Annotated in this window: 28 protein-coding genes and 1 pseudogene; 16 read left to right on the top strand and 13 right to left on the bottom strand. The window is 61.9% G+C overall.

Going from position 1 to position 22,154, the window contains the following annotated elements:
- The first annotated feature begins 27 nt into the window (after positions 1-27).
- The gene (locus N2600_RS13195) at positions 28-948 is read left to right on the top strand and encodes an ornithine cyclodeaminase family protein (protein ID WP_260296464.1); all 921 of its coding nucleotides are present in this window, start codon (positions 28-30) and stop codon (positions 946-948) included.
- 16 nt (positions 949-964) lie between these two features.
- On the opposite strand, the gene dapB is transcribed toward N2600_RS13195, so the two are convergent.
- Both dapB and N2600_RS13185 read right to left on the bottom strand, forming a co-directional pair.
- A complete protein-coding gene (gene dapB / locus N2600_RS13190) occupies positions 965-1,789 on the bottom strand; it encodes a 4-hydroxy-tetrahydrodipicolinate reductase (RefSeq protein WP_260296463.1) in 825 nt (274 codons plus the stop codon).
- Positions 1,790-1,876: 87 nt separating this feature from the next.
- Entirely contained in the window at positions 1,877-2,092 is a 216-nt protein-coding gene (locus N2600_RS13185; RefSeq protein ID WP_260296462.1) for a hypothetical protein, read from the bottom strand.
- A 193-nt stretch (positions 2,093-2,285) separates the two neighbouring features.
- Between N2600_RS13185 and N2600_RS13180 the strand changes: the two genes are divergently transcribed.
- From N2600_RS13180 to N2600_RS13170, 3 genes are all read left to right on the top strand, one after another.
- A complete protein-coding gene (locus N2600_RS13180; protein ID WP_260296461.1) occupies positions 2,286-2,672 on the top strand; it encodes a VOC family protein in 387 nt (128 codons plus the stop codon).
- A 223-nt stretch (positions 2,673-2,895) separates the two neighbouring features.
- Positions 2,896-3,900, top strand: coding sequence for a carbon-nitrogen hydrolase family protein (locus N2600_RS13175; protein ID WP_260296460.1), 1,005 nt, complete (start codon positions 2,896-2,898; stop codon positions 3,898-3,900).
- 271 nt (positions 3,901-4,171) lie between these two features.
- The gene (locus tag N2600_RS13170) at positions 4,172-4,645 is read left to right on the top strand and encodes a VOC family protein (protein WP_260296459.1); all 474 of its coding nucleotides are present in this window, start codon (positions 4,172-4,174) and stop codon (positions 4,643-4,645) included.
- 78 nt (positions 4,646-4,723) lie between these two features.
- Here the strand turns inward: N2600_RS13170 and N2600_RS13165 are convergent, their stop codons facing one another.
- A complete protein-coding gene (locus N2600_RS13165) occupies positions 4,724-5,125 on the bottom strand; it encodes a GFA family protein (RefSeq protein ID WP_260296458.1) in 402 nt (133 codons plus the stop codon).
- A 243-nt stretch (positions 5,126-5,368) separates the two neighbouring features.
- Here N2600_RS13165 and N2600_RS13160 point away from each other — a divergent pair, with 243 nt between their 5' ends.
- The 4 genes and pseudogenes from N2600_RS13160 (at position 5,369) to N2600_RS13145 (ending at position 9,117) form a co-directional block, all read left to right on the top strand.
- Positions 5,369-7,249 carry an ABC transporter ATP-binding protein gene (locus tag N2600_RS13160; protein ID WP_260296457.1) on the top strand — a complete coding sequence of 627 codons (1,881 nt, stop codon included), beginning with the start codon at positions 5,369-5,371 and terminating at the stop codon, positions 7,247-7,249.
- Between the two features lie 88 nt (positions 7,250-7,337).
- Positions 7,338-7,979 carry a glutathione S-transferase family protein gene (locus N2600_RS13155; RefSeq protein WP_260296456.1) on the top strand — a complete coding sequence of 214 codons (642 nt, stop codon included), beginning with the start codon at positions 7,338-7,340 and terminating at the stop codon, positions 7,977-7,979.
- Positions 7,980-8,091: 112 nt separating this feature from the next.
- Positions 8,092-8,193: pseudogene (locus N2600_RS13150) on the top strand (demethoxyubiquinone hydroxylase family protein); the annotation flags it as partial.
- A gap of 60 nt (positions 8,194-8,253) precedes the next feature.
- Positions 8,254-9,117: an endonuclease/exonuclease/phosphatase family protein gene (locus N2600_RS13145; protein WP_260296455.1), complete on the top strand. Its 864-nt coding sequence runs from the start codon at positions 8,254-8,256 to the stop codon at positions 9,115-9,117.
- A gap of 28 nt (positions 9,118-9,145) precedes the next feature.
- On the opposite strand, the gene N2600_RS13140 is transcribed toward N2600_RS13145, so the two are convergent.
- Genes N2600_RS13140 through N2600_RS13130 form a run of 3 tightly spaced genes read right to left on the bottom strand, consistent with a single transcriptional unit; the run spans position 9,146 to position 11,076 of the window.
- On the bottom strand, positions 9,146-9,922 hold the full coding sequence (locus tag N2600_RS13140) for a phosphodiester glycosidase family protein (protein ID WP_260296454.1): 777 nt from the start codon (positions 9,920-9,922) through the stop codon (positions 9,146-9,148).
- A gap of 21 nt (positions 9,923-9,943) precedes the next feature.
- Complete coding sequence (gene ubiA, locus N2600_RS13135) at positions 9,944-10,858, bottom strand: 4-hydroxybenzoate octaprenyltransferase (RefSeq protein ID WP_260296453.1); 915 nt, start codon at positions 10,856-10,858, stop codon at positions 9,944-9,946.
- Complete coding sequence (locus tag N2600_RS13130) at positions 10,855-11,076, bottom strand: hypothetical protein (protein WP_017964811.1); 222 nt, start codon at positions 11,074-11,076, stop codon at positions 10,855-10,857. The genes ubiA and N2600_RS13130 overlap by 4 nt, the downstream gene beginning before the upstream one ends.
- Between N2600_RS13130 and N2600_RS13125 the strand changes: the two genes are divergently transcribed.
- Positions 11,075-11,458 (top strand): VOC family protein, encoded by a 384-nt coding sequence (locus tag N2600_RS13125; protein ID WP_017964810.1) that lies wholly within the window; start codon positions 11,075-11,077, stop codon positions 11,456-11,458. The genes N2600_RS13130 and N2600_RS13125 overlap by 2 nt on opposite strands.
- Before the next feature lie 41 nt (positions 11,459-11,499).
- Here the strand turns inward: N2600_RS13125 and N2600_RS13120 are convergent, their stop codons facing one another.
- Positions 11,500-12,330 (bottom strand): class I SAM-dependent methyltransferase, encoded by an 831-nt coding sequence (locus N2600_RS13120; RefSeq protein WP_260296452.1) that lies wholly within the window; start codon positions 12,328-12,330, stop codon positions 11,500-11,502.
- Between the two features lie 132 nt (positions 12,331-12,462).
- On the opposite strand from N2600_RS13120, the gene N2600_RS13115 reads away from it, so the two are divergent.
- Complete coding sequence (locus N2600_RS13115; RefSeq protein WP_260296451.1) at positions 12,463-13,053, top strand: TetR/AcrR family transcriptional regulator; 591 nt, start codon at positions 12,463-12,465, stop codon at positions 13,051-13,053.
- An 89-nt stretch (positions 13,054-13,142) separates the two neighbouring features.
- Here N2600_RS13115 and N2600_RS13110 read toward each other — a convergent pair whose 3' ends face one another.
- On the bottom strand, positions 13,143-13,316 hold the full coding sequence (locus tag N2600_RS13110) for a hypothetical protein (protein WP_003540843.1): 174 nt from the start codon (positions 13,314-13,316) through the stop codon (positions 13,143-13,145).
- 328 nt (positions 13,317-13,644) lie between these two features.
- Complete coding sequence (locus tag N2600_RS13105) at positions 13,645-14,013, bottom strand: hypothetical protein (protein ID WP_222384116.1); 369 nt, start codon at positions 14,011-14,013, stop codon at positions 13,645-13,647.
- Between the two features lie 124 nt (positions 14,014-14,137).
- On the opposite strand from N2600_RS13105, the gene N2600_RS13100 reads away from it, so the two are divergent.
- The 3 genes from N2600_RS13100 to N2600_RS13090 all read left to right on the top strand — a co-directional run bounded on the left by N2600_RS13100 (position 14,138) and on the right by N2600_RS13090 (position 16,551).
- Positions 14,138-14,572: a MarR family winged helix-turn-helix transcriptional regulator gene (locus N2600_RS13100; protein ID WP_260296450.1), complete on the top strand. Its 435-nt coding sequence runs from the start codon at positions 14,138-14,140 to the stop codon at positions 14,570-14,572.
- Between the two features lie 134 nt (positions 14,573-14,706).
- Positions 14,707-15,543, top strand: a complete 837-nt coding sequence (locus tag N2600_RS13095) for a class I SAM-dependent methyltransferase (protein ID WP_260296449.1) — start codon at positions 14,707-14,709, stop codon at positions 15,541-15,543.
- A gap of 132 nt (positions 15,544-15,675) precedes the next feature.
- Positions 15,676-16,551, top strand: a complete 876-nt coding sequence (locus N2600_RS13090) for a bifunctional helix-turn-helix transcriptional regulator/GNAT family N-acetyltransferase (protein ID WP_260296448.1) — start codon at positions 15,676-15,678, stop codon at positions 16,549-16,551.
- Between the two features lie 140 nt (positions 16,552-16,691).
- Here N2600_RS13090 and N2600_RS13085 read toward each other — a convergent pair whose 3' ends face one another.
- Positions 16,692-17,723: an aldo/keto reductase gene (locus N2600_RS13085; protein ID WP_260296447.1), complete on the bottom strand. Its 1,032-nt coding sequence runs from the start codon at positions 17,721-17,723 to the stop codon at positions 16,692-16,694.
- A gap of 135 nt (positions 17,724-17,858) precedes the next feature.
- On the opposite strand from N2600_RS13085, the gene N2600_RS13080 reads away from it, so the two are divergent.
- Positions 17,859-18,479 carry a TetR/AcrR family transcriptional regulator gene (locus N2600_RS13080; RefSeq protein WP_260296446.1) on the top strand — a complete coding sequence of 207 codons (621 nt, stop codon included), beginning with the start codon at positions 17,859-17,861 and terminating at the stop codon, positions 18,477-18,479.
- A gap of 69 nt (positions 18,480-18,548) precedes the next feature.
- Here the strand turns inward: N2600_RS13080 and N2600_RS13075 are convergent, their stop codons facing one another.
- Positions 18,549-19,202 carry an O-methyltransferase gene (locus tag N2600_RS13075; protein WP_260296445.1) on the bottom strand — a complete coding sequence of 218 codons (654 nt, stop codon included), beginning with the start codon at positions 19,200-19,202 and terminating at the stop codon, positions 18,549-18,551.
- Positions 19,203-19,290: 88 nt separating this feature from the next.
- On the opposite strand from N2600_RS13075, the gene N2600_RS13070 reads away from it, so the two are divergent.
- A complete protein-coding gene (locus tag N2600_RS13070) occupies positions 19,291-19,935 on the top strand; it encodes a TetR family transcriptional regulator (RefSeq protein ID WP_260296444.1) in 645 nt (214 codons plus the stop codon).
- Between the two features lie 136 nt (positions 19,936-20,071).
- Here N2600_RS13070 and N2600_RS13065 read toward each other — a convergent pair whose 3' ends face one another.
- Positions 20,072-20,713 (bottom strand): dihydrofolate reductase family protein, encoded by a 642-nt coding sequence (locus tag N2600_RS13065; protein ID WP_260296443.1) that lies wholly within the window; start codon positions 20,711-20,713, stop codon positions 20,072-20,074.
- A 92-nt stretch (positions 20,714-20,805) separates the two neighbouring features.
- Here N2600_RS13065 and N2600_RS13060 point away from each other — a divergent pair, with 92 nt between their 5' ends.
- The gene (locus tag N2600_RS13060) at positions 20,806-21,327 is read left to right on the top strand and encodes a winged helix-turn-helix transcriptional regulator (RefSeq protein ID WP_170262385.1); all 522 of its coding nucleotides are present in this window, start codon (positions 20,806-20,808) and stop codon (positions 21,325-21,327) included.
- 21 nt (positions 21,328-21,348) lie between these two features.
- On the opposite strand, the gene N2600_RS13055 is transcribed toward N2600_RS13060, so the two are convergent.
- Positions 21,349-22,152, bottom strand: a complete 804-nt coding sequence (locus N2600_RS13055; protein WP_260296442.1) for an ABC transporter permease — start codon at positions 22,150-22,152, stop codon at positions 21,349-21,351.
- Positions 22,153-22,154 lie beyond the last annotated feature (2 nt).

The raw sequence follows: 22,154 nt of genomic DNA, 5'->3' as shown, positions 1-22,154 counted from the left end.
ATGCCGGCATGGGCTGGAGGTTTGGCCGTGACGAAAATTCTGAAAGACGAGGATCTGGTCGGCAGCACGCTGATGGCGGTCGCGATCGATGCGCTCGAGACCGCTTTTCTCGCGAGAGCCGGCAATCGACTGATCTCTCCGCCCCGGCACCATGTTTCGTTTCCCGATCGAGGGGATCTCGTCTTCACCGTCGGCGGCATCCTCGGCGACAAACCGCTCGCGGGCTTCCGGGTCTATGAAACATTCGACGGGGCGGAGCATTCACAGATCGTCGCGGTGTGGTCGGCCGACGACGGCAGGCTCAAGGGGATTATTCTCGGAGAGCGTCTCGGCAACCTCAGAACCGGTGCGATCGGCGGTCTCGCCATCCGGCATCTCAGCGCGCCTGATGCCAGCATCGTCGGGATCCTCGGAAGCGGAGCGCAAGCGCGAACCCCGCTTGCCGCAGCGGCCGCCGTTCGAAAACTGAACCGCGCCCGCGTCTATAGCCGCGACGAGAGGAATCGCGCCGCCTTTGCAGCTGAGATGCAGCACGCCTTGGGTATTGAGGTGGAGCCTGCCGGCAGCGCCTCTGAAGCCGTCGATGGTGCCGACATCGTCATCTGTGCGACGACGAGCCGAATGCCCGTCATTCATGCCAGGGATTTGAAGCCCGGCGTGCACGTCAGCACCGTCGGCCCGAAAACGCGTGAGGGATACGAACTCGGCCTGGATATCGCCGATGCCGCAGCTGTGATCGCAGCGGACTCTCCCGAACAGACGCGCGCCTATGCTTCGCCCTTTTTCCTAGCCGGCTCGGGCAATGAGCACCGCATGGCCGACCTTGCCGATATCATGGCCGGGAAAGCGGCGGGGCGAGGATCGCCTGGCGATACGACCTTGTTTTGCTCCGTCGGCCTGGCTGGAACCGAAGTCGTCGTCGCCTCGGCAATCCTCGATATGCTGTGAGCCTGTTTCCCTTTATTCACGCCAGACCCAGCACATCCCCCATGGCGTATTCGCCGGGCGCGCGCCCTGCGATCCAGCGGGCGGCGGCAAGCGCGCCGCGGGCGAACATGCCGCGATCGAGAGCCGAATGCGAGAGCGTCACGACCTCCTCGGCGGCGGCAAACAGGACGCTGTGTTCTCCGACAAGCCCGCCGGCGCGCAACACGGCGAAGCCGATTTCGCCGGGTGGGCGCTCGCCGGTGATGCCGTCGCGCCCGCGCCGCTCGACGGATGCAAGGGAGACGCCACGGCCCTCGGCGGCGGCTTCGCCGAGCATCAACGCCGTGCCGGACGGTGCGTCGATCTTCCTGTTGTGATGGGCCTCGAGGATTTCGATATCCCAGCCATGTGCGGGAAGGGCGCGGGCGGCCTGGGCGACGAGACCGACCAGGATGTTGACGCCGATGGAGAAATTGCCGGAGCGCAGGATCGGAATCGTGCGGGCGGCCTCTGTGATCCGTTCGAGTTCATCCGGCTCGAAACCCGTCGCCCCGATCACCAGGGCAGGTCCGCCGGCCGAAGCGCACAGGCCGGCAAGTTCGGCGGCCGCACGTCCCGTCGTGAAATCCAGGATCACGTCGGCCGCCCCGATCGCGGCCGATCGGTCGATGGGCCCGGCGCCTGCGGAGCCATCACGGCCGATGCCGCCGACGAACGCAAAATCCGGATCGGCCGCCAGCAGCGGCAGGATGGCGCGCCCCATGCGGCCGTTCGCGCCGGCGACGGCTATTTTGATTGGTGAGATCACGGATTTTCCTTGGGTGGCGATGTTTCCGGCTGAACGGTTATTTGCATCCAGCATTCGCGCCGGAGAAGACGAGCTGCAACTACCTCATTCCGCTCCCGGCGCAAAACCGTATTTCCTGTGGTCCCTCTGGTCGTCTGCCGCTTACCAGTTGCCGGGGTCGGCGGTGTGATCGATGGTGGCGAATTCGTCGGCCTTTTCCCGGTCCAGCTTCACCTCCGTGGCATCGTTCGTCTCGTTGGTGACGGAGTAGCGGTCAGGGATCGGTCCCGTTGATAGTTCCTGGTACATGAGCAAGGCGGCCTCCTCGGCGGTATCGGCCTCGATCTCTCGGGTGATTGATACGGTGAATTTGTGCATGGCTTCGGCCTTCTCGATCGGCGCGCCAGCATGCGCGCAGCTTGTACAGTCTGACACGAGTTTTGTATCGATGACACTAAAACTGCTCGCTTAGAATTTGATTCATGCGACGGCTTCAGGTCTTTGTTTCTATGAATGTCGCGGTGCCAAGCCGCCGCACCGTTTTGGGCGAACTCAGCCGAGGAGGTAGTTCATGCGCCTCAATCAAGTAACCGTTACGATGCCTGACCTCGATGCGGGCTGGAACTTCTACTGCGCTCTCGGTCTCACTCCGGTCGTCGACGCTCGTCCTCGCTATGCGCGCTTCGTCTGCCCGGACGGGGACAGCACCTTCTCCCTGCATCAGGGCGAAGGCGGCGGTGGCGGCACCACGGTGTATTTCGAGTGCGAGAAGTTGGACGAGACGGTCGGCAGTCTCAGCGAGGCTGGTGTTCGTTTCGTCACCGGACCGGAGGACAAGAGTTGGCTCTGGCGCGAGGCGGAGTTGTTCGACCCGGGCGGCAACCGCATCATTCTTTATTTCGCCGGTTCGAACCGCCTCGATCCGCCTTGGCGGGTGGATCAAGGTCAGCCCGCTTGAGGTAGGTGCTCGGCAGCCGATCCCGGCCATTCCCCGAATTGACGAATCGCGGTCGCCTCGGCATCTTTGTGTCGGCGTGGCCTAGCGCCGAACCTCCCAGGACCTTCCCCAGCAGGGTCTTCAACCGGAGGCAAAGGGACTTTCGTCTCGGGTCGTGAACCTTGGTCCTGATGTTTCGGGCCTGTTGCTGGGGAGCGATGTCCGGAACGTGAGAGGCCCTGATATGACTGAGAATGGAAATTTCAAACGGCGGGTGCGTGCGCGCGCCGCCAAAACGGGTGAATCCTACACCACCGCCCGCATGCATGTTCTCCCCAGGTCGGCGAACGATGCACTGCCTGCGGCAGGACGCTTGCGTCTCGCCGTGGCCCAGACCATCCATGCAGACGATCCCCGCGATGCCGACAAGCTTCGCCAGAGTGGACAGGAGATACGCCTGCTGATGCGGCAGGCGCGGGAGGCGGGGGCGCGGCTCTTGCACTTTTCCGAAGGGGCGACATCATCGCCGAACAAGCGCATCATGTCGGAAATCGGGCCGAGGGAGATCGGGCCCTCCGATTGGCGGCGGTTCGAATGGGCCGTGTTGCGTGAGGAGCTGGATGCAACGCGCAAGCTGGCGCGCGAGCTCGGCCTCTGGACGGTCATCGGGGCGGTGCATCCGTTGACGGCGCCGCATCGGCCGCACAACAGCCTCTATGTCGTCTCCGACCGGGGCGAACTGGTGACGCGTTACGACGAGCGCCTGCTGTCGAACACCAAGATCTCCTTCATGTACACGCCGGGTTCGATCCCCGTGACCTTCGAGGTCGACGGCATCCGTTTCGGCTGTGCGCTTGGCATGGAGTGCCACTTTCCGGAGATTTTCAGCGAATACGAGCGACTCGATGTTCATTGCGTGCTGTTTTCGTCCACTGGGGGGACGCCGGCCAACGATACCTCCTTCGCCGCCGAGGTGCAGGGGTATGCGGCGAGCAACAGGTACTGGGTGAGTTTTTCCATACTCGCACATCCCGGTTTAGCTGATCCGGTGTCTTCCGGAATCGTCGCTCCCGGTGGCCGGTGGGCGGCGCAATGTCCTGCGGATGGAACGGCGGCGATATCGCTCGCCGATATCGACGACAATCCCGACGATCTTGCCCGGCCGTGGCGACGCAAAGCGCGGAGCGGCCTCTATGAGCCGCACCGCGTGGCCGGCGATCCGCGTAGCGACGGGCGGGATAGGTTTTAGAGCTGCGTCGCGTCGGCGGAATTCCGGCAAATTGAATGTAGCCGATGCTATATGCACTTGCGGAATCCTACCAGCGGTTCCGCAATCGCCTCATACCCGCTTGTCCCGAAGTCCACGCATTGAACCTGAACGGTGGCAACGGTCACCCCCGGGACCTCATTTAGCAGTGCCGCGCAATCGTCCGCGTGAAATCGCTTCCATGGGCTGGAGAAAGACGGTTTGCTTCTTATTTCACCGGGGAATGCGAAACGAAGTGCGAAAGGACCGCGCAATGGCAAAGAACACGATCTGCGTATGGTACGACAAAGACGCTGAGGCAGCCGCCCGCTTTTATGCCGCGACTTTTCCCGACAGCGCCGTGGGTGCTGTCATTCGTGCACCAGGAGATTATCCTGACGGCAAGCAGGGAGACGTCCTGGTTGTTGAATTCACCGTTGCGGGTATTCCCTGCATCGGCCTGAACGGCGGTCCCGCGATCAAACATAACGAAGCCTTCTCCTTTCAGATCGCAACGGACACTCAGGAAGAAACCGATCGCTATTGGAACGCGATCGTCGGCAATGGCGGTCAGGAAAGTGAGTGCGGCTGGTGCAAGGACAAGTGGGGCGTGTCCTGGCAGATTACGCCGCGCGTCCTCTCCGAAGCCCTTTCGGCAGGCGGTGGCCAGGCAAAGCGAGCTTTTGACGCGATGATGACCATGAGGAAGATCGACATTGCGGCGATCGAGGCGGCCCGGCGCGGGTGAGGTGGCCTTGCGCAGAACGATCTTTTGCCGGGCTCGCATCTGGCGGCGCCCGGCCGCGTGTCGATCCCCGCAATCGGCTCAGAACCAGAGATCGCGCACGCAGCGCCCCTTGGATGGAAGGTCTTCAAACGTGTCAAGGCCGTCGAAATGATCGATAGGCAGATGCTGAACGAGATCCGCCGGCGCAAGCCGCATGTTGACGGCCATGCGCCGGCGGCCATCCTTTCCAAGCCGCAGGCCGCGCCAGCTCAAGACACAGGCGCAGGATGGGCAGAACAAGATTTCGAGAGACGGCTCGTCCCTGTCGGCGCGGGTGTAGGAAGCGGTCTCACCGATGAGAGCGATGCGCTCTCCTTCGTAGTCATAAGCCCACAGCGTGCCGTAGCGCCGGCAAAGCGTGCAGTTGCAGGCGGTGACCGAGCCGGGATCACCTTCAAGTGTCCAGCTCGCCTTGCCGCAATGACATGAGCCCGTCAGCATGAGCGTCGATTCAATCCTGTTCCCCGTTCAAGTCCGGCATCCTGCCCCAGTGGCGCGATGACCGCAATTGGCGCTTTCCGGCGCCGCTTGCTTCTCTGGCTTCCTAACTGGCTGGCGTTCGCGATACGGCAGGCTTCGTAAGGCTTTTTGAAATTTCTAATTGAGATTGCAGCGTGAAGATGATTTTCTGCGACCCAGCGTAGCTGAGTCCGTGCCTCCTCCCGATTTTGATCCGAGTGGCCCATGTCAATTTCAGATGCGATTTACCGTCCCTTCGAAACCTTGATCCGGCCGCTCGACATCCCCTACCGGCCAATGCCCACCAAGGGACCTGTCGCGGTTCTTTTGCACTTCATCGCGATGTTTCGGGGCGTCATCATTACCATGGCGCTGACCTCGATGGCCATCGAAGCCATCAACCTTACAATCATCTGGGGTCTTTCGGTGATTGTCGACGGAGTGACGACACAAGGCGTGGAGCTCTTCGTCGACAGTAAATTCCGGCTGCTGGCAGTCCTCGCCTTTCTGCTTTTTCCGGTGATGCCCGTTCTTTTCTACATCACCAATATTCTCAACTCGCATACGATCGGCATCAGCCTGCCCGTTGCGATTCAATGGCAGGGGCACAAGGCGGTCGAGCGGCAGGACCTCGCCTTCTTCCATGATCTTTTCGCCGGCCAGGTCGCATCCCGACTCGGTCAGGTCGCCAGTGCCGTTCAGCAACAGATCCTGATCGCGTTCCAGACGGCACCCCGCTTCCTGCTTCAGATCATCGGCTCCGTTGTTCTTCTGCTCGCGCTTTCCTGGCAGCTTGCGCTGCCAGTCATCGTCTGGGTTGCCTTCAACGTGCTCTTTACGATCAAGGTCGTTCCTGATTTCACCGAGCGCGCCCGCCGCTCGGCAAAGCAGAACAGCCTCATCTCCGGCGCTTTGACGGACATCTACGGCAACATCCAGATGGTCAAGCAATTCGCAGCAGAAGATAGCGAGGCGGGTGCGCTGAGAAAGATCATGTCCGACGGGGTCGATACGCTTCATCACGAGCAGCGGATCTACCGGACAACCGAACTCGTCGTCATCAGCCTCAACATGGTGCTCTGGCTCGTCATGCTCGGCATTAGCTTCTGGGGGCTGTTTGACCGATTCCTGACCGTGGGCGATTTCGCCGCAACGGTTTACATCCTTCAACGCCTCTCGGCAGGGTCCTTCACATTCCTGCAGATGGGACAGCAGGTCTTCCGCGCGCTCGGGACGATCAAGGATGCGATGCCGGTCATGACAACGCCGCCTACCATCACCGACCGGCCGGATGCGACTGAACTGACGGTCAGCCGCGGGGAGATCCGTTTCGAGAACCTCCGCTTCGCCTACAAGTCGGGCAAGCCTGTCATCGATGACCTGTCGCTGACGGTTCGGCCCGGCGAAAAGGTGGGGCTCGTCGGCCTCTCGGGTGCCGGCAAGACAACGCTGGTGAGCCTGCTGCTGCGTTTTTACGACATAGAGGATGGTGCGGTCCTGATCGATAGGCAGGACATCCGCGAGATCACGCAGGCAAGCCTTCGCCGCGCCATTGGGGTCATCGCGCAGGACGTCGCGCTGCTGCACCGTTCGGTCGGCGATAATATCCGCTACGGCCGGCCGGAAGCGACGAAGGACGAGATCGAAGCGGTGGCGAAGATGGCAAGCGCCGATGTCTTCATCGCCGATCTTTCCGACGGCGAAGGCCGCAGCGGCTATGACGCCTTCGTCGGCGACCGCGGCATCAAGCTCTCCGGCGGCCAGCGTCAGCGCGTGGCTATCGCCCGCGTTCTCCTGAAGGACGCGCCGATCCTGGTGCTCGACGAAGCGACCTCCGCCCTCGACAGCGAATCCGAAGCCGCCATCCAGGAAAGGCTGAACCTCGTCATGGAGGGAAAGACGGTGATCGCCATCGCACATCGCCTGTCGACCATCGCCAGGATGGACCGGATCGTCGTACTCGATCGCGGGCGCATCGTGGAAGAGGGCAGGCCGGATGAGCTGGTCGAACGCGACGGCTTGTTCGCGCGCCTGTGGAAACGCCAGACCGGCGGTTTCATTCCCGAAGACATCGACGAGCCCTTGCCGGCCTCGCCGGCGACCTGACCATCTGACTGAAAGAATTTGTCGGTGATGTCGGAACGCGGGCCGTTCGTCCGTCCTTTGTCCGTGAAACAAAAAATGGAGATGCCGGATGGGCGACCTTACCCTCACCACCTTCGACTGGGTCCCCGAGCCTCCCAGGGGTTATGTGCGTGACCTGCGTGTGCGTTGGGCGCTGGAAGAGAGCGGCCTGCCTTATCGTGTCGAGAGCGTACCGTTTCGCGGTCGCAAGCCCGAGCATTTCGCGCACCAGCCCTTCGGCCAAGTGCCGTGGTTGACCGATGGCGACATCTCGATTTTCGAGAGCGGCGCCATCCTGCTCCATCTCGGCAATCGCAGCGACGCGCTGATGCCCGCCGATCCGCGCGGTCGCGCCGAGGTTTTGGAATGGCTGTTTGCGGCGCTGAATTCCGTCGAGGCGGCAAGCCTGCCCTGGTCGATACTGATCTTCTCCGGCATCACGGGTGATGCGCCGGCATATGGGCTCATGGACTCGTTTCTCAAGGACCACCGGCTGAAGCACATGGAGCCGGTCCTGGCAGGGCGCGAATGGCTGGCGGGCACCTTCCCCGTCGCCGATATCCTCATGGCCGATGTGCTGCGGCTCATCAACCGGTTCGACGGGTTGGCGGAATATCCCGCCTGCCGTGATTATGTCGCGCGCGCCACGGCCCGCCCATCTTTCGCAAAGGCGCATGCCGATCAGATCGCCCATTTTGCCGCGGCAGACTGAGCAGGCCGGCGCCCAAAGCGTAGGAGACCGGGACCTTCTCCGTCGCCGCACCCCTTGACGGCCATGGCGGCCGTCTGCCTATTGCCCGCAAGGGAACCGAGGCAGGGTAGTCATGATCAATTCGTCGAGCAGGTCGGGTGGGCGCGACCCCGATGTCACCATCCGTCGCATTCTGAAGGTCAACCATGCGGGCGAGTTCGGCGCTATCAGGATCTCAAGAATTATGCAGTGGAGGGAACATAGCCGCCCTCCGCTGCTTTGACTCGCATTCCAAGTGAGCAGGTCCAAAGCCATGCACGTGCGGGTGATCACGTTCAATGTCTGGAATGTCGAGGGCGACAGCCGGCGGCATCAGATTATCAATCAGGAGCTTCGCCGTCTGAAGCCCGATCTTCTGGCATTGCAGGAGGTCATTCAAACGCGCGAGAAGGCGAGCCTCGATACCATCGTCGACGGGCTCGAGATGCACATTACGCACCAACAGGACGTGCAGGCTCTCCAGCCGGCTTATTCCGACAGATATGGCGGCACGGCGATCGCGACCCGCTGGCCGCATAGGGTTGTCGAGGTGCTCGATCCAAGAATGCCACAGGCGCCTGATGTGCCCTGGGCGACCCTTGCCGCTGTCGTGAATCTTGGGGATGTTGGCAGCCTGCTCTTCATTGCGACGACTGCGGCCTGGCGCCCGGCTGCCGAGGTTGCGCGCGAGCGTCATGCAGTTGCGATCAGCGATCTCGACGCTAGGCATCGGCAGGTCCTGCCGACCTTGATTGCCGGCGACCTCAATGCAGAACCGGATGCCGCATCTATACGGTTCCTGACCGGGCGACAGTCACTCGAGGGAAGAAGCGTCTGCTATTACGATGCCTGGGAAATAGCCGGTATCGGGACCGGCAAGACCTGGACCGGCGTCAACCCGAACGCCATGGCTGGCGCCGAACGGATCATCGGACAGAGAAACTATCATCGACGATTTGACTACGTGCTGGTCGGATCGTGGGATGCGCATCCCAAGGGTCGGGCAGAGATCCAGTCGGCCGAATGCGTCCTCGATCGGCCGGTGGATGGAATATGGCCAAGCGATCACTACGGGGTCATGGTCGATCTCGACGTCCGGCCAAATGCAAAGGCCGGCTGACGAGATCGTGGGCACCTGCCCCGGTGCGCTACTCGACAAGCCCGAAAATGGGGCCGTAGCCGCCGTGCCAGGACCGGTCGTTGCGGCCCATCTCGGGATTGTAAAATCCGACACCGCGTCCGCCATCGAGAAACAAGGCATCGGGGCATTTCAGGTGGTCGCGGAAGAGCCGTGCGAAATCGTGGAAATTCACCCCGTCTTCGCTGATCGCGAAACGAACCGTGCCATGCTCGCAGACGCCGACACCGCTGCGGCGGGTTCGGTCCGTCGAGCCGACGATGAAGATCGGGTTCAGCTTGTTGGCGATGACAAGCATCGGGCCGGATTGCGTGGCGAACCGCACCTTGGGCCGACGCTTCAGAAATTCATCGCTCGGGAGTATCCCGGCACCTGCCTCACCCAGAAAGAACACGCCGTTCGGCTTCTTGTAGAAATTCGGCATCTGACCGGCGGAGCTTTCGGCCTTTGTCGTATTGGCGGGCTGCAATTCCCTGGCGTTCTCGACATAAAGTCCCATCGGCGAAAAATCGGCCCGGTACATCCCGGCGTTGACGGCCAAGGCCAGCGTTCGCCCCTCGGCGCGAACGGCCTCGGCTAGGCTTGAAAAAGCGCGGTACGGCGCGCCATCGGCATTCTTCCAGAACAATCGCAGGTCGGCTTTGCCCGGCTCCAACGTGCAGACGACGTATTTTGCCTCTTCGAAGCCTTCCTGCTCGCATGGTTGCGCATGCGCCTGATGCAGGGATGTCATCGTTGCTGCCAGCATGATGGCCGCGGCGAATATGCCGTGTTTGAGATGGATCATGGTGTCACGTCCTCGAACTGCCTACCATGTGCCTGACAAAGCCGTGCAGGCGAGCAACACCCCGGTCAGGATATTCGCCAGGAACAGGCGATAATTCACCTCCGGGCGGGCAAGATCGATCCGCCGGGTCTGCCGGGCGAGATGGATGGCGATTACCAGCATTCCGATCGTATAAGGCGGCGACATTTCCAACAGCCAGCCCCCGAGTGACCACGCGCCGACCGCCAGGGCATAAAACAGGCCGATCAAGGACTGGCCGTGCCGGCCGAACAGGATTGCCGTCGATTTCAGGCCAAGGCGGGCGTCGTCCTTCAGATCGACATAGGCATAGATCGTATCATAGCCGATCTGCCAGGCGATGGCCCCGGCCCACATCAGCAGGGCGCCAACCGGGATATGTCCCGTAGCCTCGGCCCATGCCATCAGCATCCCCCAGTTGAACGCCGCGCCCAGGACGGCCTGGGGCCAGTGGGTGAAACGCTTGCAGAGTGGATAGACGAAGACAAGCGGCAGGACACATATCGCGATGAGGCGCGTGTGGGGCGTCAGGAAAAACAGAAGCGAAGCCGCCAGTGCGAGTTCAACGGTCAGGAAGATAAAGGCCTGTCGCGTGACGATCTCTCCACTTGCCAGAGGTCGAAAGCGGGTCCGCTCGACATGGCCGTCAAACTTCCGATCGGCGATGTCGTTGACCGTCGAACCGGCACTTCTCATCAGAAGAGCGCCGAGAGAGAAGATTGCCAATTGCCTGAGATCCGGGTGACCGTGTGATGCCTGGATAAGGGCGGCCCAGCACGGGAAGAGCGTCAGCCATATTCCGACCGGGCGATCCAGCCGCGCCAACCGCGCATATGGCCGCCATGCGATGGGCAGCCGGCGATCCACCCAGTCGCCACGGCGGATATCGCTGAGATCGGGGCGGCTCAGAGTCGTCATGATGTGATCCAAATTTCCTGTCGCAAATAGCCATGAAGCCTCAGGTTTTTGTCGCCAGCGGCGCTGCCCAGAATAGGAATTTTTGCAGACACGGCAATAACCGTCCGTTGCGATTGGTCGCTGACCTTCTGCGGAAAATGCGGCCAGCTGTTCTTGTTGCGTTCGCATGCTTGCGGTATGAATTCTTCCGATCTTGGAGCAGCAGAAGGGAAGATCATGAGCGTCTACGCAACCGTCGGTGCACTCGATTCCGTCAAATCGAATGGTTTTTATGATGCGACCCTGGCAACGATCGGTTGGAGCAAACATCGGGAATTTCCCGGATGGAGCGCCTATTCCGAAGGCGGGAAGGGTGACGGTTTCGTTCTATGGGTTTGCGAACCGTTCAACGGCGAACCGGCGAGCGCCGGAAATGGCTCGATGGTCGCATTCATGGCCAAGTCCCGCGCCGAGGTGGATGCGTTTTACGATGCTGCCATGACGAACGGCGGAACGGACGAGGGCGCACCTGGTTTACGTCCGCACTACGGGCCGAACTGGTATTCCGCCTACGTGCGCGACCCCACCGGAAACAAGATTGCTATCGTCTACAATAGCTGAGGTCAGCTCGATTGCCGCAACTCGACGTCTCGGGGATTTTCCTATGTGCCGGCGAATATGACGTGGGGACCGGCGCCGCGGTCCGGCGCATCCCGGGGCAGGCCGAAGAAGCGTCTTGCCATTTCGGTCGGGCCGATATCTGCCAGGGATGTAAAGCCCAGGCTCAGCAATCGGTTCGCAAGATCCTCGGGATCGAAGTGCGTCAGCCACGGCTCGCCGGCTGCGGCTGTGCGCGCGCCTATTTCCGCGGCGCGGGCGCGGCGTTCGGGCGAATAGTTTTCGAGGGGTTCGCTGTAGTCGAAGACGATGGATGCGCTCGGCAGGCCGGCGACGAAGCGTAGCAAGGCAAAGACCGACGCCTCCGTGAGATATGGCACGACGCCAAGCCAGATGAAGAAGGACGGTGCCTCGGGCTCGAAGCCGGAATCGACGAGACGCGTTTTCAAATCCTCATGTTCGAAATCGACAGGAACGAATGTCGGCAGGCTTTGCGTCAGTCCGATCTCGCTGAGCCGCATCTGCTTCCAGCTCTGCGTGGCGGGATGATCGACTTCGAAGACTTTCAGGCCGGCATGGGGATTGCGCAGTGCAAAGGTGTCGAGCCCGGCGCCGAGGATGACGGCTTGCCTGACGCCCTTTGCGACGGAGAGGCCAAGGCAGTCTTCGGCATATCGGCTTCGCGCCGCCATGAACAGGCGAAAGGATCGCGTGGCGGGGTCCTGGGCTTTCAAATCTGCCTCGGCGCAGCCCGCCTCGCCGAGGATGCGGCGGGCATAGGGGTCCAAGAAGATGGCGCCGCCATCCGCGCTCTGATGTGCTGCTCGATAGGCTGCCGCACCCATCGCGGTGCGGCTTGGTTCGGATGCTCGCATGAAGGCCTCTTTCTCTGTAAATCTGCTGCTGGCGCCGGCGGGAAGCTTGCCGGCACCCGAACCGCGGCGGATACCTTGTCATTACGGGAAGACTAGAGCATGATTTTAACACTGTAAAGATTAGATCGAGATATGGCCACACACGACGGATCGCCCCGCTATCATCACGGCAATTTGCGCCCCACACTGCTGTCCGTGGCGAGGGCGCTGTTGGAGGAAGGGGGCCCGGCGGCGCTGAGCATGCGGGAGATCGGCCGCCGCGCCGGCGTCTCGGCTCCGGCGGCATACCATTATTTCAACAGCCTCGACGCCATCGCGGCGGCACTCGCCGAACAAGGATTTGCCGAACTCAGCGAAGGCATCGATGCAGCGCTAGCCGGTCCTCGGCGTCATCTGCTGGCCGGCGGCATCGCCTATGTCGCCTTTGCCCGCGCGAATCCCGGTCTCTACCGGCTGATGTTCGGGGAGGGCTTTCAAGCCTATTCCAAAGGAAACGAGGCGATACGCGCCCTGCGGATGCAGGTCTATCGGCAGATGAAGGACGACCTGGAAAAGCGACTGACACCCGGAGACGTGCCGAACGCCGCGCTCTTTCTCTGGTCGCTAACGCATGGCCTTGCCTTGCTGATGATCGACGGTCAGGTCGAACCCGGTGCCGACCCCGACGCGAAGGTCGAGGATATCCTGAAGCTCGTGGGCATGGGGCTGCCTGCCGAGAGATAACACGCGCCGGCTTTATCCATCCCGCATAGGCGGTCCAGCCAGGATCACTTCGATCCTATTGTGGACGCCGATGCCGGGACATTCAATTCCTACCAGGCGGTACGGGCGGTGCCGAGCGCGGTCGTATGAGAGGATGAGACCTGAGCGACGTGGGCCTTGAGCGACACAACGCAGTTTCCCGGAACACTGAGATTATGCGACGTCAGGTGTTTCAGCAATGTCTCGGCGTCGCGCTTCTCGGTTAGCGGAAATGTCACAGTCATGCGAGTTCTCCAACGAATAAACTGAGCATCCGCACAAATTAATGTCTAAATTCCTTTGCGCTGCAACAAGAAAATTTTAACGATAAAATTAAAATCGATTAGCTTCCGGAGTGGCTATTTTAAAATCGTTTGAAATTGGATCCGGGGCATCCCCGTTGCCTTGACCGCTCGGCCAGCCGCGAGGGAAGATGCCGTCAATGTGGGCATTGACCTATCCCTTAAGATCCGAACGGGCTCGTTTCGCCCGGTTCCCGCCGGTCCAGCATTTCGCGCTCGGGCGCGAACCAGAAGCCGTTGTAGATCAGTTCGGCGTAGCGGGGCATGATCCCTATCCCAGGGGAGAGGCGTTCCTGTTCCTTGCCAGCCAGACGAGGCCAGTGACCAGGAGCAGGATCATCACGGCATGGGTGATGTAATCGAGCGTGGTTTGCGGGCCGACGCCGACGGCGATGGTGAAGGCGCCGATGAGAGTGCCGAGGAGGGCGAAGGACTGGGCCGAGATCGCAGCCGTTCGGCTCCACGATCGGTCAAGGCCGAGCGAGATCAGGCCGAGAAGGAGGACGGCTGATATCACCGCTTCGGCAATCATCGCCTGCCGGTGTTCGTGGCCTTCTAGGACGAACCCGGCATGGGTGAGCGAGGCAATGGCATAAAGACAGGTTTCGATCAGGAAGAGGATCGCGACAGCTGAACGCATGGCATAGCTCCTTGGCAAGGTGGACGCCCAATGGACTTTCCGGGGGGAAATCGCCAATAAGGTTTGATCGGTACGATAATTTGAGTAATAGAACTATTTTTCAAGTGTGTTGCGAGGATATTTGATGCCTTCTGCCTCCGGCCGCCATGCCAAAGCCGCCGCCTCGGCGTGGCGGATGATGTTCGATCTCTTGATGAAATCGGCGCCACAGCGGGTGGAAAGCCTTCAGGCGAGGGGGCTGACGCCAAACGATTCCAGGACTCTGTTCACCTTGCACGACGAGGGGGAGCCGATCAGCGCGCTCGCCCGTCAATGGGGATGCGACGCCTCGACTGCGACGTGGCTGGTCGATCGGCTGGAGCGAGCGGGCCTTGCCGAACGCGTGACGCCGGAACACGACCGCCGCATAAAGCTGGTACGGCTGACCCGGAAGGGTGCAGCCACCAAGGATGAGCTTTTGAGGGAGCATTATCGCCCGCCGGCGGAATTCCGGCACCTTTCGACCGGAGAGCTCGAAGAGCTGGCCAGGCTGCTTTCCAAGACCGAAGGAGAGGGGTGACGGGGTTCGGGACCGATTGCCGTTTACTGCCCCTCTGGACGATCGCCACCAACGCGAGGTCAAGGCATTTCGTGATTGGCTCCTTGCCGAAATCGGTCATTCTTGAGATGCCGGGTGCACCAGGGCTCGGCTGAATGGAGTCCGCGATGAAAAGGGTAAAGCTTGACCGGCGGTTTGGCCGCGAAGCGTTTGGCGATGATCCTGCCAATTATCACCGCGCGCGACCGGCTTATCCGCAAGCGACCTGGGCGGCCCTGCGCGAGCGCGCCGGTCTCAGGGCCGGCATCGATATATTGGAGATCGGTGCCGGTTCGGGGCTGGCGACGATGGCGCTGCTCGGTGACCGGCCGCGCAGCCTCGTTGCCGTCGAGCCCGATGGCCGGCTTGCGGATTACCTTCGCGTCTCGATCGACAATCCCTGTCTCGATATCGTGGAGGCTCCCTTCGAGGCCGTCAATCTCAAGCCGGCCTCCTTCGATCTGGTCGCTGCCGCGACGATGTTTCACTGGCTTGACCCGACAGCTTCGCTAGAGAAGATCCATGGTCTGCTTCGGCCGGGCGGAGCCGTCGCTCTGTGGTGGAACGTCTTCGGCGATGCGGGCCGGCCGGATGCCTTCCACGACGAAACGGTGCATCTGTTCGCAAGTCATCCGTCGAGCCTGTCGAGCGGCGATGCGGAGCGATTGCCTCACGGGCTGGACGCTAACGCGCGTGTCGGGGAACTGGCCGCCACCGGCTTCATTGCCGACGAGCCGCAATTTCTCTCGTGGACGCTGACGCTCGATCCGGCAGCCGTCCGCAGGCTCTACGCAACCTATTCCAACGTGACCATACTGCCGCCGTCCGAGCGCTTCGCGCTGCTCGATGCCCTGGAAGCCATTGCCGCATCCCGATTTGGCGGACGCGTTGAACATAACATGACAACGGCGATCTATATCGCACGGCGACGCTCCTTAAAGGCGGACCATTAGTCGACCTGGATATGAATATGGTCGTCGTGGCGGGCAGCGCGACAACCTTGAAAGCGGATATGGCTGTCGGTGATGCCGAGCTTTGAGTGCTCGGAATTGACAGGATCAATTATCTGACTAAAGTCAGGTAATATGACCTACGATCCTGTCTCTCGTGTCCGACGCTTCAACCGTGCCGTCACCTCCGAAGTCGGCGCTCTCGATACGTCTTTCCTCGGACGCGGCCGTCCGCTGGGCGCTGCCCGTGTCCTCAATTCGATCGGCCGGGGACAAACGGATGTTGCGGTGATCCGCGATTATCTCGGTCTCGACTCCGGCTTGATGAGCCGTCTGCTGCGCAGTCTGGAGGAGGAAGGTCTCATCGAGACGCTACCGAACCCTCAGGACGCGCGCCGCCGCATTGCCCGATTGACCGAAACCGGCCATTGCGAGTTTCAAGCCTATGAAGAGCTTTCCGATGCGCAGGCGAAATCGTTTCTGGCGCGCCATCGCCGCCCGGACGAACTGCTGCGCGCCATGGATATCGTCGCTTCTTCGCTGAGGCGTGAGCAGATCGTGCTCGAGGAGAAAGACCCGCGGCACGAGGACGCCAGCTATTGTCTGCGCGAATACTATGGTGAACTTGCACGCCGCTTCGAGAAGGGTTTCGATGTATCGCTTTCTCGCGATCCCGACGCCATGGATATGATCCGCCCGCGCGGTGCGTTCCTGGTGGCCATGTCGGATGGCCTGCCGATCGGCTGTGTCGGGCTGAAGGGCAATGGCGGCGAGGTCGCGGAGATCAAAAGGCTCTGGGTCGCCCCCTCCGCGCGCGGCCTCGGGCTCGCAACGCGCCTTATGATGGCCGCCGAGAACATCGCCCGTGAGTTGTCCATCAAGCTTCTGCGCCTGGATACGAATAGCGCGCTGCCCGAGGCAACACAGCTTTATCGCGGGACCGGCTGGCGTGAGATCGAGCGTTTCAATGACGACCCGTACCCGGACACGTTTTTTGAGAAACGCCTTTAAGTGAAGGTCGCTTTGTGCTGCCCGAATTAGGGAAGGCGCCGCTGCTGGCCCTTCGCATGGTTCAGGGCGTTCGGCCCTGCGATCGATTCACTGGATAGATCGCTCCTGCTTTGCAGGACCGGGCCTCACTCCCCTGCCGGTCAGGCGGCGAAGCGCTCCGTTATCGGGCGGCGGCGCAGGTTCGGCTGCATTACCGCAGGCGGATTATAGGCCGCCTCCAACGGGCCGGTGTCGGTGCCGGGCGGGACGATCGCGTCGATCCGGTCGAGGATTTCGTCCGTCAAGCTCACCCCGGCGCCGGCAAGCAGATCATCGAAGTGCTCCATCGTGCGCGGGCCGATGATCGCCGAGGTGACGGCGGGATGGGCGATGGTGAAGGCCATCGCCATGTGCGCCAGCGAGAGCCCTGCCTGCTGGGCGAGCGGGATGAGCCGTTCGACCGCGTCCAGCCGACGCTCGTCGTTCATCTGCCTGGGGAAGCGTTTGGCGCGGGCGCTATCGGGCTGCGGCGCGCCCTTTCGGTATTTGCCGGTGAGCATGCCCATCGCCAGCGGGCTCCACACCATCGCGCCCATTCCGTAACGTTCGCAGGCGGGCAGAACCTCGCGTTCGATGCTGCGGTTGAGGATCGAATAGGGCGGCTGCTCGGCGCGGAAACGTGCCAGCCCGCGGCGCTCGGAAACCCATTGCGCCTCGATAATTTCCGAGACGGGGAAGGTCGACGATCCCACGGCACGCACCTTGCCCGCACGTATCAGGTCGGTGAGGGCCGATAGTGTTTCCTCGATGTCGGTATCGGGTGCCGGCCGGTGGATCAGGTAGAGATCGATATGGTCGGTCTGCAGGCGGCGGAGCGAATCCTCGATCGCCCGCGTCAACCAGCGGCGCGAATTGCCCTGCCGGTTCGGGTCGTCGCCCATCGGCAGATGTGCCTTGGTGGCAAGCACGACGTCGTCGCGCCGGCCCTTGAGCGCCTTGCCGACAATCTCCTCGGATTCGCCGCGGCTGTAGATATCGGCGGTGTCGATGAAGTTGATGCCGGCATCGAGAGCCTTGTGGATGATCCGGATCGAATCCTCGTGGTTGGGATTGCCGGCAGCGCCAAACATCATGGCGCCGAGGCAATAGGGGCTGACCTTGATGCCGGTTCTTCCAAGCGTGCGGTATTGCATGGTCTGTTCCTTTTATTGGGGAGGCGGACTTCGTGCGCATCGATGTGGCCAACACCGTCGCGCTGTGTTAATTTGCATAAACGGAACCGTATTCCGTTTTTATACGGAACAACGTTCCGTTTTGCAAGAGAGTGAATGATGAGCGACGAGAGAAAGGAGCAGGAGGACGGCGTGAATCCCGGGGAAAGGCCGGACAGGCGCGTGCGCGCCGATGCCAAGCGCAATCTCGACGGGCTGCTTCAGGCGGCGTTGACGGTGTTTGCGACCTCCGGCGTCGATGCCCCGGTGCGTGAGATCGCGGAGAAGGCCGGCGTCGGCATCGGCACCGTTTACCGGCATTTTCCCGAGCGTTCCGACCTCGTCGTCGCCGTCTTCCGCCGCGAAATCGAGGCCTGCGCTGACGCTGCGCCCATCCTTGCCGCCGAACATGCGCCGGGCGAGGCGCTGGCCAGATGGATGCAGCGTTTCGTGGATTTTATCTCGGCCAAGCGCGGGCTTGCGGCGGCCCTGCACTCCGGCAACCCAGCCTTCGATGCCTTGCCCGCCTACTTCCAGCAGCGGCTGCAGCCGGCCCTTCGCTCGCTTCTCGACGCCGCCGCTGCCGCCGGTGAGGTCCGCACCGATATCGCCGCCGAGGATCTTTTGAATGCGGCCGCAAGCCTCAGCATGCATGCCTACCCGCAAGGGTCCGAACATGCCCGGCGTATGGTTTCCCTGCTGGTCGACGGGCTGCGCTACGGCGCTGTACAGCGATGAAGGTGTGCCGATGAAATGGGCCGTTGCCCGGCCGGCAAGCGCGCTCGGCCGGGCAACGGCCTGGCGTCATCAGGTCCGCATCGACAGTTCGATATCCTCTTCGAATGGTGTCGAGACGTAGCCGGCCGCGGGCGAGCGTACGCGGGCGAGATAGTCCGGGCAGAGGTCGGCATTGTCGGCGACGATGAGAGCGCCAGGCCTCAGGCGGTCTTCCACCAGTTCCAGGATATCGCGATAGAGCGCCTTGGCGCCATCGAGGAACAGCAGGTCGATCGTTTCGGGGAGATCCGTGCTCAGGGTCTCAAGGGCATCGCCTTCGCGGATCTCGACGAGATCGATGAGGCCGCCGGCCACCAGGTTGGCGCGGGCGCGGGCCAGCTTCGACGGCTCGAACTCGCTGGTGATCAGCCGGCCGCCGCCATTGTCGCGCAGCGCGGCGGCGAGATGGAGGGTCGAGATGCCGAAGGATGTGCCGAACTCGACGATCGTTCGTGCGCGGCTGCTTCGCGCCAACATGTAGAGCAGGGCGCCGGCCTCCCTGGAGACGGGAAGCCAAAGATCCCTGAGGCGCCCGTAAAGCTCGAGATATTCGGTCTTGCTGCCGATCAGGCGCATTCGCTCATCGCCTGATAGGCCCGACATTGCCGGGCTCGTTGCCGCGGCTGCCTCCTCGAATAGGCCGTCGAGCAGGGGTGCCAGCGGCGCGGTGGTCAGTGTCGTCATGTAAAATCTCCTTGATGACAGGTTCTTGTGTGGGACGAAAAATACGAGTAATTCGTCGCATCTGCTATTCGCATTGCGGAGCGCTGCCATGACCGATCGTCCAAGAGCCCGGATTTCCTCACGAAAACAGCCCAAGCAGGCCCGATCGAGCGAGCTCGTGGCGGCGATCCTGGATGCCGCTGCTCAGGTTTTGGCGCGGGAAGGCGCCCAGCGCTTCACGACGGCGCGGGTGGCCGAAAGGGCGGGCGTCAGCATCGGATCGCTCTACCAATATTTCCCCAACAAGGCGGCGATCCTCTTTCGGCTGCAGAGCGACGAATGGCGGCAGACGACCGACATGCTCGGCGGCATTCTCGCGGATGCGCAAAGGCCGCCGCTCAAACGGCTGCGCCGCCTCGTCCATGCCTTCCTCCGCTCGGAGTGTGAGGAGGCGGCGATGCGCGTGGCGCTCCATGACGCAGCACCCCTTTATCGCGATGCACCGGAGGCGCAGGCGGCGAGGGCATCGGGAGACCGCATCGTCGAACTGTTCATGCAGGAAGTGCTGCCTTCTGCGCCGGAGGCGAGCCGGGCTCTCGCCGGCGAGCTGATCACCACGACGCTCGGCACGGTGGGCAAGCAGTTCTCGGAGGCTCCGCGGAGCCTTGCCGAGATCGACGCCTATGCCGACGCCGTGGCCGACATGTTTTGCGCCTACCTCGAACGGCTTGGGTCTGGTCTGGGCCGGGCATAACGTTCCCGGCGGCACACCGGCCTCGTCCGACATTTTGGAACTGCCCGTCTGGTTCGACAATGGCGATCTCGTATGCCTGTGGTTGCCGCAGGCACCCTGCGGCATGACTTAGCGTGAAGGAGCCCGAAGGGGTCGTTCATTTGGCCAGCACGATATGCGTGGCGTGTTCGGTCGCGACATGCTCGGCGACGCGGAAGCCGAGAGCCGGCAGGTCGATGCGTGCAAACATCGCCTCGCCCTTGCCGAGCACAACGGGCGAGATGGCGAAATGCAGTTCATCGATCAGGCCGGCCTGTAGGTATTGACGGACGGTGCTGACGCCGCCGCCGATTTTCACATCCTTGTCGCCGGCCGCGGCCCTCGCCTTGTCAAGCGCTTCTTCGATGCCGCCGGTGATGAAGTGAAACGTCGTGCCGCCCTCCATAGCGATCGGTTCGCGGGGATAATGCGTGAGGATATAGGTCGGCGCGTGATAGGGCGGGTTCTGTCCCCACCAGCCTTTCCAGGCGTCATCCGGCCAATTGCCGCGGATGGGGCCGAACATGTTGCGCCCGAGAATGAAGGCGCCGAAATTGGCCATGCCGCGGGCCGCATAATCCTCGTCAACGCCCTCAGAACCGCCGTCCTTTCCGGTCATCGCGCGGAAGGTGCGGGTACGGAAAAACCATTCGAACATCTCCGTTCCCCGCTTGCCCAGCGGATCGTTCATGCTTTGCTCCAGCCCGGCGCCGAAACCATCCACGGAAAGGGAAAATGCTGCGACGCGCACCTTGGACATGCTGTTCTCCTTAATCTGATTGCATATTGAAACTAGTTGCGTTGTTGCATAAGTGATCCTATAATGCAACCAGTTTTTCGAAGGAGAATATCGTGGATATCGAACTGCGGTCGGGTTGCCCGATCAACCTGACGATGGAAGTGTTGGGCGACAGGTGGAGCCTCATCATCATCCGGGACATTATGTTTGGCAACCGCCGCCATTTCCGCGATCTTCTGACCCATTCGGAGGAGGGGATCGCCTCCAACATTCTGGCCGCCAGGCTGAAGCGCCTGCTCTCGCTCGGGTTCATCAGCAAGCGGGACGATCCGAGCCACAGCCAGAAAGCGATCTACAGCCTGGCGGAGCCAGCGATCCACCTCGTGCCCGTCTTCGCCATGATCGGTGCCTGGGGCCGGCGACATATGCCTGTGAGCGAGGAGTTGAGCATTCGCGCGCAGCTTCTCGAAGAAGGCGGGCCGCCGCTGTGGGACGCATTCATGGAGGATCTCCGGCAGATCCACATCGCCGATCCAATCGGCGGCGCCAATGGTGCATGCACTTCGCCGGTGCTCGCGAAGCTGACGGCTGCGTTCCTCGAGGTCCGCGCGAGATCGTTGTCGCAGGCATCCTGATATCGAGGGAGGTCGGTCCGATCAGCCGCCGGCACCCTGGTACTTGCCGGTGGCATACCGCCAGTGAGCGATTGATATCAACACCCAGATCGGGCCGGCCAGGAGAGCCGCGGGCCCGGCCCAGACCCCGAGGATCGGGATGGGTTTGCCAAGCAGGGCGCCGATGGGGACCGAACTGGTGAGGGCCAACGGGACCGCTGTGACGAGGATGGCCTGGATGCCGCCCGGAAAAATATTGAGCGGGTAGCGCGTCAATTCCCAAAAGCCGAAGAAGATCGAGAACAGATGGTTGGACCGCACCCAGATCAATGCCGTGGCGCCGATCATGGTGATGAGCGCACCCGTCAGCAGCGTCGCGCTGATAAGCGCAGCAATGAAGAATGACGCGGACCAGACCGACCAGGTGAAGTCGACGGACAGAACGGCCCAAGCCATCAGCGCCACTGCGAGGATGATGTGGCCGGCATAGCCGATATTAAGGCCGGAAAAGACCAGATAGGCCCAGGGGCTGAAAGGCTTGACCAACAGCGTGTCGTAAGTGCCGAGCCGCACCAGTTCTTCGAGCTCGCGCAACTGCACGAAGCTCATCGCAGCGCCGAGCGAATAAGCCAGCAGTTGGAAGCTGAACAGCAGCGCAAGCTCCGGCCAGGTCCAGCCGCCGAGGGTGTCGAAGCGGGCAAGCAGGATTCCGATGGTGGCGAAGACGCTGCCATAGGAAAAGATCTGCGCAAGACGATCGAGCCAGAAAGCGCCGCGATATTCCATCTTGGAGCGGACATGCATCCGGACCAGCAGCGGAAGGACGCGCAGGTGATGAAAGAGCACGA

This window comes from Rhizobium sp. WSM1274, from assembly GCF_025200775.1.
In the GTDB taxonomy this organism is placed as follows: domain Bacteria; phylum Pseudomonadota; class Alphaproteobacteria; order Rhizobiales; family Rhizobiaceae; genus Rhizobium; species Rhizobium leguminosarum_I.
This window is presented reverse-complemented; position numbering and strand designations above follow the sequence as displayed.